Here is a 13,483-nt window from a genome sequence, read left to right on the forward strand (position 1 = left end):
CGGCGGGAAGGGCGGGAGGACCCTAGTTTTCTTCCTCGTCGTTGAAGGCCCACTCGAACATGTCGAAGACGAACTCGGAGAAGGTGCCTTCTTCGCTCTTCCACTGGCCGCGGGCGTTGTTGCGGCGGTACACGATGGGGTCTGGAATGCCGAGGTCGCCTACGCGGAAGCCCCAGGTGAACTGTTCTTCCTCATCCTCAAGGAACATCAGGAAGCCTTCGTCATCCACTTCCAGCTCTTCGGGATCCCAGAAGTAGTGGTAGGCCTCCATGATGTCCTCGCAGCCGCCCACCGCCAGGTAAAACTCGCGGAGGACCAGGGGAACCTGGAACTGGTGCTCGGCGAGGGCCGCGTCCAGTTCGTCCGCGGGCAGGCCATCTTCTTCCTGCCATTCGTCCTCGAGATACGTCGGAACAAGCGCGCGGAACTTCTCGAGGAACATGTCAGTCATGCTCATATCCTAACTAACTGCGGCCTGCTCCCGAGCCGCTGCCGAAGCCGCCACCGGGGCTCCCGCCGCCGGAGCCCCGCCGGTGCCAGCCGTGCACGGCGAGCGGAACATACCAGGACCGGCGCCAGGCAACCACACGGAAAGCGAACACCACGGCCGCCACCGCACATGCTGTCAGCACGTTGAAGGCCCCGGTGACCCAGAGCAGAGCAGTCAACGCTGCCCCGCTGAAGGCCGGCAGCGCGTAGAGGTCGCGGGGGTTGAACAGCTGGGGCACCTCGTTCGCGGTGATGTCCCGCAGCAGGCCGCCGCCCACGGCCGTGGTGACGCCGAGCAGCATGGCGGCCACCGGATTCATCCCTAGGGCCAGGGCCTTCAGCGTTCCTGTGATGCAGAAGAGGGCCAGCCCGCCGGCGTCGAACAGCACCAGCAGCGAGGTGTACCGCTGCACGCTGGAGTACAGGAAATACACCAGGACGGTGGCCAGAACCGGGGGCACCAAATAGGCGGGGTTGGAGAAGGCCGCCGGGGTGGTGTTGAGGATGATGTCGCGGATGACGCCCCCGCCGAGGGAGACCAGTGACGCCAGCAGCAGCGACCCCACCAGATCGAACTGCTTCCGTGCCGCCAACAGGGACCCGGAGACGGCGAAGAAGAAGACCCCGGCCAGGTCAAGCCATACAAGGTCGATGCCGAACGGCAATGTGTCGAACGGCAATGTCATGAGGGGTCCCGGCGGTTTCATGGTGGGCGGACAGGGCGGCTCCAACGTTACGCTAGCCCCTATGAACAACCCGATCATGATCGCCTGCGCCCATGGGACGTCCAGCACTCAGGGCGCCGCGGAGGTCAACGCCCTGCGCGCAAACATCGCCGCCCTGCGCCCGGGCCTTGACGTTCGCGAGGCCTACGTGGACGTTCAGCAGCCGGACCTCGTGGACGTGGTGGGAGGCCTGCCGGAAGAGGACAAGGCCGTCGTCGTGCCGTTGCTGCTGAGCGTCGGATATCACGTCAAGGTGGACATCGCCCGGGCTGTGAAAAGCCGTCCGGGCAGCCTCGCCGCAGCGCCGCTCGGCCCGGACCCGCGGCTCGCGGCACTGCTGGACCAGCGCCTCCGGGAGGCCGGCGTCACGGACCGCGACGCGATTGTCCTCGCCGCCGCCGGGTCCTCCAATCCCAACGCCGCCGCCAGCGTAGAAGAGCTCGCCGACCAGCTCAGGGCGCTGCGGCGCAACCGGATTCTGCCCGCGTACGGTGCCTCTGCGAAGCCGTCCGTGCCCGACGCCGTCGCCATTCTTCGGCTGGAACTGGCCGGGGGCGCCGGGGCGGGGGAGTCCGCGGGGGCCGTGGACGACGGCGGCCGCGTGGTGATTGCCTCCTACCTCCTCGCGCCGGGGTTCTTCCACGACCAGTTGGCCAAAGCCGGCGCCGATCTCGTGACGGAACCACTGCTGCCGTCCCCGGTGCTCGCCGAGATCGCCCTGGAACGGTTCGACGCCGCCGTCGTACACGGTCAATAGCCGCCCGTACGGCAACCGCCACCAAGCACAGCGGGCGGCCTTCTTCAAGGCTCTTCGGCGGTTCGTGACGAATTGTTTCCCTAGGTGACCTCCCGTTTCCGGACCTTTGTGACGCGCTTCGGCGGGCACCTACAGTCGATGCATGACTGATACAGCTCTAGCCGGAGCGTCCGTGGACCCCGCCGCCGCCAAACGCCCCGCGCGTGCCTCCCGCCCTGCTGCAAAGCCGCACGGGCAGTGGAAAGTGGACGGCAAAACCCCGCTGAACGCCAACGAAACCTGGAAACAGGAAGACGACGGCCTCAACGTGCGCGAGCGTATCGAGACCATCTACTCCAAGGAAGGCTTCGACGCCATCCCCAGCCAGGACCTGCACGGCCGCTTCCGCTGGTGGGGCCTGTACACCCAGCGCAAGCCCGGGATCGACGGCGGCAAGACCGCCACGCTCGAGCCGCACGAGCTGGAAGACAAGTACTTCATGCTCCGGGTCAGGATCGACGGCGGGGCGCTGACCACCGAGCAGCTGCGCGTCATCGGCCAGATTTCCGTTGATTTCGGCCGGGATTCCGCCGACCTCACGGACCGCCAGAACATCCAGCTGCACTGGATCCGGGTGGAGGACATCCCCGAGATCTGGAACCGGCTTGAGGGTGTTGGCCTGTCCACCACCGAGGCCTGCGGCGACGTGCCCCGCGTCATCCTGGGCTCGCCCGTGGCCGGCATCGCCAAGGACGAGATCATCGACCCCACGCCGCTCATCGCGGAGCTGGGCGAGCGTTTCATCGGCAACCCGCTGCTGTCCAACCTGCCGCGCAAGTACAAGACCGCCATCACCGGCCACCCCAGCCAGGACGTGGTCCACGAGATCAACGACTTCGCCCTGGTAGGCGTCCGCCACCCCGAGCTCGGCGTCGGCTACGACCTCTGGGCCGGCGGCGCGCTGTCCACCAACCCGATGCTCGGCAAGCGCCTCGGTGCCTTTGTGAAGCCCGAGGAAGCCGCCGAAGTCTGGCTCGGCGTCACCAGCATCTTCCGCGACTACGGCTACCGCCGCATGCGCACCAAGGCCCGTCTGAAATTCCTGATGGCCGACTGGGGACCGGCGAAGTTCCGCCAGATCCTCGAGGATGAATACCTGGGCTACAAGCTGGCCGACGGTCCCGCCGCGCCCAAGCCCACCACGCCGGGCGACCACATCGGTGTGCACGAGCAGAAGGACGGAAAATTCTTCATCGGCGCCACCCCGCTGGCCGGCCGCCTGTCCGGCGCCCAGTTGATCAAGCTCGCGGATACCCTTGAGGCCCGCGGCTCCTACCGCCTGCGCACCACCCCGCACCAGAAACTCGTAGTGCTGGACGTTGCCAAGGACCACGTGGAACCGCTGGTTGCCGAGCTGGACGCCCTGGGCCTCTCCGCACGCCCGTCCGTGTTCCGCCGCGGCACCATCGCCTGCACCGGCATCGAATACTGCAAGCTGGCCATCGTGGAAACCAAGGTCACGGCCGCCACCGCCGTCGCTGACCTGGAACGCCGCCTGGCGGACCTCGCGGAGTCCGGCGAACTGCCGCACGCGCTGTCCCTGCACATCAACGGCTGCCCCAACTCCTGCGCCCGCATCCAGACCGCGGACATCGGCCTGAAGGGCATGATGCTGCCAACGCCCGACGGCGACCCCTCCCCGGGTTTCCAGGTTCACCTGGGCGGCGGGCTGGCTTCCAACAGCCGCGAAGAGGCTGGTTTGGGACGCACCGTCCGCGGCCTGAAGGTGTACGTCGAGGACCTGCCGGACTACGTGGAACGCGTTGTCCGCACGTTCGTGGCCCAGCGTTCCGAAGGCCAGACCTTCGCCGAATGGGCCCACGCAGCAGACGAGGAGGCCCTCCAGTGAGCAAGCACGCATTGGGAGTCGACCCGGTGGTTGAGCCTGTCGAAACCCCGGCACTCCGCACCCACGACGAGCTGAAGATCATCGCCGAATCCGGCGCTGCCGAGCTCGGCTGGGACGCCCCCGCCCGCGACGTGATCGCCTGGGTGGAGCGCAACTTCGACCTCTCAGCGGTCGCCGTCGCATGCTCCATGGCCGACGCCGTCCTTCCGGCTCTGGTCGCGGACCAGATGCCCGGCGTCGACGTCCTGTTCCTGGAGACCGGCTACCACTTCCCGGAAACCTACGCCACGCGTGACGAGGTGGCCGCGAACCTCCGCGTCAACGTGGTGGACGTGCTTCCCGAGAACACGGTGGAACAGCAGGACCGGCTCCTCGGCAAGGATCTTTTTGCCCGCGACGCCGCCCAGTGCTGTGCCCTCCGCAAGGTGGCCCCGCTGCGCCGCACCCTGGCCGGCTACGAACTCTGGTTCACCGGCGTCCGCCGCGACGAGGCCCCCACCCGGACGAACACCCCGCTGGTGACCTGGGACGAGGTCAACGGCCTCGTCAAGGTCAACCCGGTGGCCGCCTGGACGTTCGACCAGCTGGTCCAGTACTCCGACGACAACCTCCTACCCGTCAACCCGCTGCTTTCCCAGGGTTACCCCTCCATTGGCTGCCAGCCCTGCACCCGCAAGGTGGCGCCCGGAGACGACCCCCGCGCCGGCCGCTGGGCAGGCACCGACAAGACAGAATGCGGACTACACGTATGAGCACTTTCCTAACTGAGGAGACCACCCAGGTGACTGAAGCCGCCGTATCTACGCGCCTCTCCAGCCTGGACACCCTCGAGTCCGAAGCGATCCACATCATCCGCGAAGTCGTGGCCGAGTTCGAAAAGCCCGCGCTGCTGTTCTCCGGCGGCAAGGACTCCGTGGTGATGCTGCACCTGGCCACCAAGGCGTTCTGGCCGGGCAAGGTCCCGTTCCCCGTCCTGCACGTGGACACCGGCCACAACTTCCCCGAGGTCATCGACTTCCGCGACCGCACCGTGGAGCGGCTGGGCCTGAAGCTGGTCGTTGGCTCCGTCCAGGAGTTCATCGACCGTGGCGAGCTGGCCGAGCGTGCCGACGGCACCCGCAACCCGCTGCAGACCGTCCCGCTGCTGGACGCCATCCAGCAGAACAAGTTCGACGCCGTCTTCGGTGGCGGCCGCCGTGACGAGGACAAGGCCCGCGCCAAGGAGCGCATCCTCAGCCTCCGCGACGAATTTGGCCAGTGGGACCCGCGCAACCAGCGCCCCGAACTGTGGAACCTCTACAACGGCCGCCACACCGTGGGCCAGCACGTCCGCGCGTTCCCCATCAGCAACTGGACCGAGCTGGACATCTGGCGCTACATCGAACGCGAGAACATCGAGCTGCCGGGCCTGTACTACGCCCATGACCGGGAAGTATTTGCCCGCGACGGCATGTGGCGTGCGGTGGGCGAAGTTTCGCAGCCGCTGCCGCACGAGGAAGTCATCGTCAAGACCGTCCGCTACCGCACCGTGGGCGACATGTCCTGCACCGGTGCGGTTGAGTCGGACGCAGCCACCGTGAGCGACGTCGTGATCGAAGTTGCCGCCTCCACCATCACCGAACGTGGCGCCACCCGTGCAGATGACCGCATCTCCGAGGCAGCCATGGAAGACCGCAAGAAGGATGGTTACTTCTAAATGAGCACCGACACCTTGGCCGCCGAGCTGGAAACAGCCCTGCCCACCACCCTTTTCCGGTTCGCCACCGCCGGATCGGTCGACGACGGGAAGTCCACTTTGGTGGGCCGCCTCCTGCACGACTCCAAGGCGATTCTTGCTGACACGCTCGACGCCGTTGCCCGCACCTCAGCCGACCGCGGCTTCGGCGGCGCGGCAGGCGGCATCGACCTGGCCCTGCTGACCGACGGCCTGCGCGCCGAGCGCGAGCAAGGCATCACCATCGACGTGGCCTACCGCTACTTCGCCACGGACCAGCGCAGCTTCATCCTGGCCGACTGCCCCGGGCACGTCCAGTACACCAAAAACACGGTGACGGGCGCGTCCACGGCGGATGCCGTCGTCGTACTCATTGACGCCCGCAAGGGTGTCCTGGAGCAGACGCGCCGGCACCTGTCCGTGCTGCAGCTGCTGCGGGTGGCGCACGTGATTGTGGCCGTGAACAAGATCGACCTGGTGGACTTCAGCGAGTCCGTGTTCCGTGAGATCCAGGCCGACGTGCAGCAGGTGGCCCGCGAACTGGGTATCGGCTCCGCCGAGCTGGGCAGCGCGGACCACATCGATGACCTGCTGGTGATCCCGGTGTCCGCCCTCGACGGCGACAACGTGGTGGACCGGTCCGAACGCACCCCCTGGTACGACGGCCCGGCCCTGCTGGAGGTCCTCGAGACCCTGCCGGCCGCCGACGAGATCGACACTCAGCTGGAGAGCTTCCGCTTCCCCGTGCAGCTGGTCATCCGGCCGCAGGGTGCGCTGGCTCCCGACGCCGTTGCCGGTGGCCTGGATGTTGAGGCCTACCGTGACTACCGTGCGTACGCCGGCCAGATCACCGAGGGTTCCGTGAAGGTGGGGGATTCAGTGTCAGTGCTGACCCCCGGACAGGCTCCGCGCACGACGACGGTGATTGGCATTGATTTCGCCGGCGAGTCGCTGGAGGAAGCGTTCGCTCCGCAGTCGGTGGCGATCCGCCTGGCCGAGGAATTCGACGTCGCCCGTGGTGACACGATCGCCGCCGCCGGCACCGTCCGCGAGTCCACCGCCGACCTCTACGCCGCGCTGTGCTGGCTGTCGCCGAAGCCGCTGCGTGAAGGGGCCAAGGTGCTGGTCAAGCACGGCACCCGCACCGTCCAGGCGCTGGTCCGCAGCGTCAGCGGCAAGCTGGACCTGGCCACGTTCAAGCTCGAAGGCGCGTCCAGCCTGGAGCTGAACGACATCGGCCACGCGCAACTCCGGCTCGCCGCGCCGCTGCCGCTGGAGAACTACCTGCACCACCGCCGCACCGGCGCGTTCCTTGTCATCGACCCCCTGGACGGCAACACGCTGGCCGCGGGCCTCGTCAAGGACCACCCGGGCGACCATGAGGACGAGCGCTACTCGATCTGAGTTTCCACTTGAGCTGCCCTGCCCCGCATGACCGGTGTTGCCCCACGCCGGTTATGCGGGGCAGAGCCGTCCCTGGGCTTGCAGCTTCCCCACTAGCTGGCTTCCCCAATTGTCGTCGGGTCAAACCGGGCTGTGTGCTGGGTCTGGTTTCGGTGGCAAACCCAGGTGACGGCGTTGTCTCGGCGCTGAAGATGCATCCTTCCTTCGATTCCGTTGGAGCGGCACCACGGACATTCGGCCACTAACCGGGTTGAATAGACTGTCCCATCATTGGCCTTCTCAAAGATCGACAGGGACAAGCCAAAAGGCTGTACGATGTGCCGCCCGGCCTGTAGTCCGAAACGTAAGTACAGCGAAGCCATAAGGACGCAGGCACTGACCATTGCTGCCAGCGGAAGGATGAGCGACAGCAGACTTGCTTCAGGTTTCCAAGCGAAAGTCATGAGCAGGAAAGTGGCGATTGTGCACACCGAAGCAGCTGCGGCTACCCAATTGTCGGGAAGCATACTCCGCTTTTGGGACTGTCGTGCGATCGCAGTTCTGTGATCGTAAGGATCAGCGGGTCCTTCCCGAAGATGATCTGGTGGGCAGTCACGTCACGACCCGCTTGGACTCCGCGGCTATTGCTTCCTTGGATTATTGAAACAGCATGCTCCGGCGCGTTTTGCTCTGCTGCGGGAATCGCTTGGCCGCAGCCACAGTATTCATAATCGTCAGGTGGTGTCCGTCCACAGTCGCAGATGTACATTTGTCTGATCTCCCCGGTCTCATATTGGTTGCTGAGTACATCGGGGAGTCTTACAGAGGGGTCTGACACTGGAGCGTTGAGGCTTGCTGTCTAACCCCGTGGGAGGCCGCGGCGTGGAAACCATCAACCCCAAGCTCATCAGCTGGGCATCGATCCTGGACGCCAAAACCCGGGAGCAGGCGCTGGCCACATCCACGCTGCCGTTCATCTACCCGCACCTGGCCCTGATGCCGGACGCGCACCTGGGCAAGGGCGCCACCGTCGGCTCGGTGATCCCCACCCTGCGCGCCATCATCCCGGCCGCTGTGGGCGTGGACATCGGCTGCGGCATGATCGCCGTGCGGACCCAGTACTCGGTCAAGGACCTGCCCAAGGACCGCAAACGGCTGCGCGAGGACATCGAACGGGCCATTCCCTTGTCCGCCGGGCATAACAACCGGAGCGTCCAGCACACCGCCGAACCGCGCCTCGCCGAGCTCCGGAAGCTCGCGGCGCAGGCCGGCTTCAACCCGGCCCAGTATCTGGCCAAGTGGGAGCTTCAGCTGGGCTCGCTGGGATCAGGCAACCACTTCATCGAGGTCTCCGCCGACGAAACTGACGCCGTATGGCTGTTCCTGCACTCGGGCTCACGGGGCGTCGGCAACAAGATCGCGCAGCACCACATCGGCGTCGCCCAGCAGGTCAACCGCAAACGCGGAACCAGGCTGCCCGACCCGGACCTCGCCTACCTGGAGGAGGGTACCAGCGAGTTCGCCCGGTACATCAAGGAACTACGCTGGGCCCAACATTTCGCCCTCCTGAACCGCGAGGAAATGATGGACCGCGTCATTACTCAGTTCGGGCACTGGGTAGGCGGCCATGTCAAGGAGCGCGAGCGGATTAACTGCCACCACAACTTCACCCAGCAGGAGACCCATTACGGCAAGTCCGTGTGGGTATCGCGGAAGGGGGCGATCAGGGCCGAGCACGGCGATCCGGGACTTATCCCCGGGTCCATGGGGACGGCGTCGTACGTAGTGGAGGGGCTGGGGAACCCCGTCTCGCTGAACTCGTCCCCGCACGGGGCCGGGCGCGAGTATTCCCGGACTTCTGCCCGCAAAACGTTCTCGCTGGCCGAGCTGAAGACGGCCATGCAGGGCATCGAGTTCCGCGCCACCGAGGCGTTCATCGACGAGATTCCGGCGGCGTACAAACCGATCGATGTGGTGATGAGGGACGCCGCGGACTTGGTCAAGGTGCGGCACAAACTGCGGCAGCTGATCAACGTCAAGGGGGACTGAATCGGGCCCGGAATGTGACGCTGCATGAACCCGCGTGACCCCCCGTTTCTGCTTCATTGAATGGGTTTATGTCACTCCCTATGGTGAAACAATGACTAGTTCCAAGCCCGGGATGACCCGCATCGTGGCAGGCGAGAGCGCAGTACCCAAGCGCAAGCGTGCCGTCGAGGCGGCCCTGGCGATCGGGCTCGTCTTCCTGATCGCCGCCGGCGCGGTAGTGGCGTCGTCCATTTCGCGTAATACGGCGGCAGAGGCAGCCATCCCGGCGCCCACCCCGGCCGCAGAACTGAAGCTGGGCTATTTCGGAAACCTGACCCATGCCCCCGCCCTCGTGGGCGTGAAGCAGGGGATCCTGGCCCGGAATCTGGGCGACACCAAGCTCAGCACGGAAACTTTCAACGCCGGACCTGCCGCGATCGAGGCCCTGAACGCCGGTGCCATCGACGCGGCATACATCGGCCCGAATCCCGCGATCAACTCGTTTGTCAAGAGCGAGGGGGAGTCCGTGAGCGTCATCGCGGGCGCCGCCGCAGGTGGCGCGCAGCTGGTTGTGCGTCCCGAGATCACTTCCGCGGCCGAGCTCAAGGGCAAGACGCTGGCCTCGCCGCAGCTCGGCGGCACGCAGGACGTGGCGCTCCGTGCCTGGCTCGGCTCGCAGGGCTACAAAACCAATGTGGACGGCAGCGGCGACGTCGCCATCAACCCCACGGAGAACGCCCAGGCGCTGAAACTGTTCCAGGACGGAAAGCTCGACGGCGCGTGGCTGCCTGAGCCGTGGGCGTCCCGTTTGGTGCTGACCGCCGGGGCCAAGGTCCTGGTGGACGAAAAGGACCTCTGGGACGGCTCGCTCTCCGGAAAGGCCGGCCAGTTCCCCACCACCATCCTGATTGTGAACAAGAAGTTCGCCGCCGCGCACCCGGACACCGTGAAAGCCCTGCTGCGCGGCCACGTGGAGTCCGTGGCCTGGCTGAATGACACGCCTGCAGCAGAGAAAACAAGCCTCATCAACGACGCCCTGCAGGAATCGGCAGGCGCGGCGCTTCCCACCGATGTCCTTGACCGAGCCCTGCAGAACGTGGTTTTCACGGTGGATCCGCTCGCGGGAACCTACCCCAAGCTCCTCGAGGACGGGGTGAAAGCCGGCACCACCAAGCAGGCGGACATTACCGGACTGTTCGACCTCCGTGCCCTGAACGAAGTCACCGGGACCGCCGAACGGGTCTCCGCGGCCGGCCTCGGCCAGGACTGACCGCCACCTACCGCACCAACTACTTAAGGACGGGACCATGCCAGTCGTACTGGAAAACCTGGGCAAGCGCTTCGGCGACGGCGCCCCGGTGCTGGACGACGTCAACGCCAATATCGGCGCGGGCGAATTCGTAGCCCTCCTCGGTGCGTCCGGCTGCGGCAAATCCACCCTGCTGAACATCATGGCGGGACTGGAGGTCCCGACGTCGGGCGCCCTTGAAGTACCCAGCGACGGAGCAGCCTTTATGTTCCAGGACGCTGCCCTCTTCCCCTGGCTGACGGCGCGGGAGAACATCGAGCTGGCCCTGAAGCTGCGCGGTGTGGGGAAGGCTGAACGCCGGATCAAGGCCAACGAGCTGCTCGAACTGGTGCACCTCGGCGAGGCGGGGGACAAGCGTCCGCACGAGCTTTCCGGCGGCATGCGCCAGCGCGTGGCACTGGCCCGTGCCCTGTCGCAGGACCGGCAGCTGCTGCTGATGGATGAGCCGTTTGCGGCCCTGGACGCCATCACCCGCGACCTGCTGCACGACGAGCTGGAACGCATCTGGAAGGAAACCGGGCGGACCATCGTTTTTGTGACCCACAACGTCCGCGAGGCCGTGCGGCTGGGCCAGCGTGTGCTGCTGCTGTCGTCCCGGCCCGGCCGCGTGGTCCAGGAATGGGCCGTCACCGAGGAACACCGAACCGACGCCGGCCTGGCCGGACAGCTGACCGGGGTCATCACCGCCCGGCTGCGGGAGGAGATTCGCCGCCATGCCAAATAACCCCACGCCCCTCGCCGAGACCGAACCGGCGGTAGAGCCTCTCGGGGCCAAGCCGGAAACCCGCAAAGTCCACGCCGCCCTGACCCGGACTTCCACCGGGCATGAGGACCTGCGCGAGCTCGAGGCCGGGCTGGATTCGCTCCAGTCCGACGCCGCGCGCAAGAACCGGATCGACTGGAGCCGGGTGCTCCTGCCCGTCGCTGCCCTGGTGGTCCTTGTCCTGGTCTGGCAGTTCTACGTCTCGCTGGGCCTCAAACGCCGCGACCTGGTTCCCGGTCCGCTGGACGTCCTGGGCCAGATCGGCGCGCTTTGGGGCGAGGCCAAGCTGCAGGAAGCGGTGTGGACCTCGCTGCAGCGCGGGCTGGTCGGGTTCCTGATCAGCGTTGCCATCGCCACGCCGGTGGGGCTGCTGCTGGCCCAGGTTGCGCCGCTTCGCCGTGCCTTCGGGCCGCTGATTTCCGGTCTTCAGGTGCTGCCGTCCGTAGCCTGGGTGCCCGCGGCCATCATCTGGTTCGGCCTCACGGATGCCACCGTCTACTTCGTGGTCTTTATGGGTGCGATCCCGTCCATCATCAACGGGCTGATCTCCGGCGTGGACCAGATCCCGCCGCAGTACCGCCGCGTCGGCACGGTCCTGGGTGCCAACCGTTTCCAGATGGCCGTGCAGATTGTCCTGCCGGCGGCACTTCCCGGATACCTGGGCGGGCTCAAACAGGGCTGGGCATTCTCCTGGCGGTCGCTCATGGCCGCGGAAATCATCGCTGTGGGCGGCACCATCGGCTTCGGCCTCGGCTCGCTGCTTGACCAAGGCCGGATCCTGTCCGACATGACGGTTGTAATGGCCGCGATCCTGCTGATCCTGGCCGTCGGCATCCTGATCGAACTGCTGGTGTTCGCGCCGATCGAGAAGCGCCTCCTCCGCAGCCGCGGCCTTCTCTCGGGAAGCACCCGCTAACCCTCCCTCCAACGCGGGGTCAGATCCGGCCCAATAACCACCGTCTATTGGTCCGGATCTGACCCCGCGTTGGTTTTTTGGTGCCCGGCAGAGCCCGACGGCGAGTCCCGGCGTCGGGCTCTGCCGTCTGTTGGTGCGACCCGCCGAACTGGGGCACTTTGACACGGACACGCCGCGGTCTGGGATGGTCTGCGCCTAAATCCACGCCAATGTGCCCCACGACGGCGTGGCTGCGCGTCTGGCAGACTGGCGCCATGGCATCCGGATCTCCAGCGCCCCATCCCACTGCAGCCGCGTTCCTGGCCCGGCTGCAGGAGCTGCGGTCCGACGCCGAACAACGGAAGTATGAGCGCTACTTCAAGATGGGCCCGGGAGACTATGCCGAAAGCGACTTCTTCATGGGCGTGCGGATGGGACAGGTCTTCGACCTCGGCAAGGAGTTCGTCGCCATGGATCTACCGCAGATCGAGGCACTCCTGGACCAGGACATCCATGAAGCGAGGGCCGGCGCCGTCAAGATCATGGCACTCCAGGCGTCGGGCAAAAAGGCCAGCGAGGACCTCCGCCGAAGTCTTTACGAGCTGTACCTGCGCCGGCATGACCGGATCAACAACTGGGACCTCGTGGACCTTGGCGCCGGACGGGTTGTGGGCGGCTGGCTGGCCGACAAGCCCCGCGACATCCTCTACCGCCTGGCTCACTCGGCCGACATGTGGGAGCGGCGGACGGCCATTGTAGCGACGTCGTGGTTTCTGCGGACCGGCGACGTGGACGACACGTTCGCCATCGCTGAGTTACTCGTGGACGACAAAGAGGATCTGATCCACAAGGCCACCGGCGGGTGGCTCCGCGACGCCGGCAGGAGCGACCGGCCCCGGCTGCTGGAATTCCTCGACGTTCACGCGGCCACGATGCCGCGGACGGCGTTGCGCTACGCGATAGAACACCTGGACAAGCCGGCGCGGGAACACTACCTGCGGCTGAAGAAGGCTTAACCCGCAGGGAACGGCGGCGGCCCGACGATCTCGATGCCGCCATTCAGCTGCCCTGACTCACGGATGCGGTCAAAGTCCACAAGTCCTGCTCCTGCGCCGTCATTGAGCGGTTCGCTCGCGCCGAAGTAGAAGGCCTGGGCGCCGCCGGGGGTGTGCAGGCAGAGCACGCGGGTCCCCTCCTGGAGGACTTTGAAAGCGTGCGGGACACCTCTCGGCGCAATGGTCACGCCACCTGCGGCGACGCGATGCTCCGTGCCGTCCATGTTCATTCAGGATCTCGCCGGCCAGGATGTACAGCGTTTCGTCGGAGTCCGGATGGGTGTGCATCGTTCCTGACGGCCAATCTGCCCCCCGACGGCGGCCCGGACGCGGCCCAGCCCTATGTGACGCAGGGTTACCTTACGTGAACTGGTGTTTCCACTGCCGTTGTTGGTGAAACGGCGCGGCCCTACCGTTGATTCATGGCAATTCAGGATATTTACCCCACAGCGCTGCGGCTGCTCGGCCGCCCCGTGC

General features: G+C 66.2%; 13 protein-coding genes. 10 read left to right on the forward strand and 3 right to left on the reverse strand.

What is annotated here, in order from left to right; translation table 11 throughout:
- Positions 1-22 precede the first annotated feature (22 nt).
- Together V6M49_RS17465 and V6M49_RS17470 are read right to left on the reverse strand one after the other, a co-directional pair.
- Positions 23-451 carry a hypothetical protein gene (locus V6M49_RS17465; protein ID WP_056344779.1) on the reverse strand — a complete coding sequence of 143 codons (429 nt, stop codon included), beginning with the start codon at positions 449-451 and terminating at the stop codon, positions 23-25.
- Between the two features lie 13 nt (positions 452-464).
- Positions 465-1,175, reverse strand: a complete 711-nt coding sequence (locus tag V6M49_RS17470) for a trimeric intracellular cation channel family protein (protein ID WP_141141327.1) — start codon at positions 1,173-1,175, stop codon at positions 465-467.
- 61 nt (positions 1,176-1,236) lie between these two features.
- Between V6M49_RS17470 and V6M49_RS17475 the strand changes: the two genes are divergently transcribed.
- The 10 genes from V6M49_RS17475 to V6M49_RS17520 all read left to right on the forward strand — a co-directional run bounded on the left by V6M49_RS17475 (position 1,237) and on the right by V6M49_RS17520 (position 12,967).
- On the forward strand, positions 1,237-1,971 hold the full coding sequence (locus tag V6M49_RS17475; protein WP_141141326.1) for a sirohydrochlorin chelatase: 735 nt from the start codon (positions 1,237-1,239) through the stop codon (positions 1,969-1,971).
- Positions 1,972-2,113: 142 nt separating this feature from the next.
- Positions 2,114-3,859 (forward strand): nitrite/sulfite reductase, encoded by a 1,746-nt coding sequence (locus tag V6M49_RS17480; protein WP_141141325.1) that lies wholly within the window; start codon positions 2,114-2,116, stop codon positions 3,857-3,859.
- Entirely contained in the window at positions 3,856-4,611 is a 756-nt protein-coding gene (locus tag V6M49_RS17485; protein ID WP_332762350.1) for a phosphoadenylyl-sulfate reductase, read from the forward strand. Before V6M49_RS17480 ends, V6M49_RS17485 begins: the two co-directional genes overlap by 4 nt.
- Positions 4,608-5,555, forward strand: a complete 948-nt coding sequence (gene cysD, locus V6M49_RS17490) for a sulfate adenylyltransferase subunit CysD (protein WP_332762351.1) — start codon at positions 4,608-4,610, stop codon at positions 5,553-5,555. Before V6M49_RS17485 ends, cysD begins: the two co-directional genes overlap by 4 nt.
- Complete coding sequence (locus V6M49_RS17495) at positions 5,556-6,977, forward strand: sulfate adenylyltransferase subunit 1 (RefSeq protein WP_332762352.1); 1,422 nt, start codon at positions 5,556-5,558, stop codon at positions 6,975-6,977. It begins immediately after the preceding gene.
- Positions 6,978-7,838: 861 nt separating this feature from the next.
- A complete protein-coding gene (locus tag V6M49_RS17500; protein WP_141141323.1) occupies positions 7,839-9,005 on the forward strand; it encodes an RtcB family protein in 1,167 nt (388 codons plus the stop codon).
- A 112-nt stretch (positions 9,006-9,117) separates the two neighbouring features.
- Positions 9,118-10,254, forward strand: coding sequence for an ABC transporter substrate-binding protein (locus V6M49_RS17505; protein WP_332762358.1), 1,137 nt, complete (start codon positions 9,118-9,120; stop codon positions 10,252-10,254).
- Between the two features lie 37 nt (positions 10,255-10,291).
- Positions 10,292-11,017: an ABC transporter ATP-binding protein gene (locus V6M49_RS17510; protein ID WP_141141322.1), complete on the forward strand. Its 726-nt coding sequence runs from the start codon at positions 10,292-10,294 to the stop codon at positions 11,015-11,017.
- The gene (locus V6M49_RS17515) at positions 11,007-11,972 is read left to right on the forward strand and encodes an ABC transporter permease (protein WP_332762354.1); all 966 of its coding nucleotides are present in this window, start codon (positions 11,007-11,009) and stop codon (positions 11,970-11,972) included. Before V6M49_RS17510 ends, V6M49_RS17515 begins: the two co-directional genes overlap by 11 nt.
- A 254-nt stretch (positions 11,973-12,226) precedes the next feature.
- Positions 12,227-12,967 (forward strand): DNA alkylation repair protein, encoded by a 741-nt coding sequence (locus tag V6M49_RS17520; RefSeq protein WP_332762355.1) that lies wholly within the window; start codon positions 12,227-12,229, stop codon positions 12,965-12,967.
- On the opposite strand, the gene V6M49_RS17525 is transcribed toward V6M49_RS17520, so the two are convergent.
- Complete coding sequence (locus tag V6M49_RS17525) at positions 12,964-13,230, reverse strand: hypothetical protein (RefSeq protein ID WP_332762356.1); 267 nt, start codon at positions 13,228-13,230, stop codon at positions 12,964-12,966. The two genes, V6M49_RS17520 and V6M49_RS17525, sit on opposite strands and share 4 nt — an antisense overlap.
- Positions 13,231-13,483 lie beyond the last annotated feature (253 nt).

This window comes from Pseudarthrobacter sp. (genome assembly GCF_036675385.1).
Classification (GTDB): Bacteria; Actinomycetota; Actinomycetes; order Actinomycetales; family Micrococcaceae; genus Arthrobacter.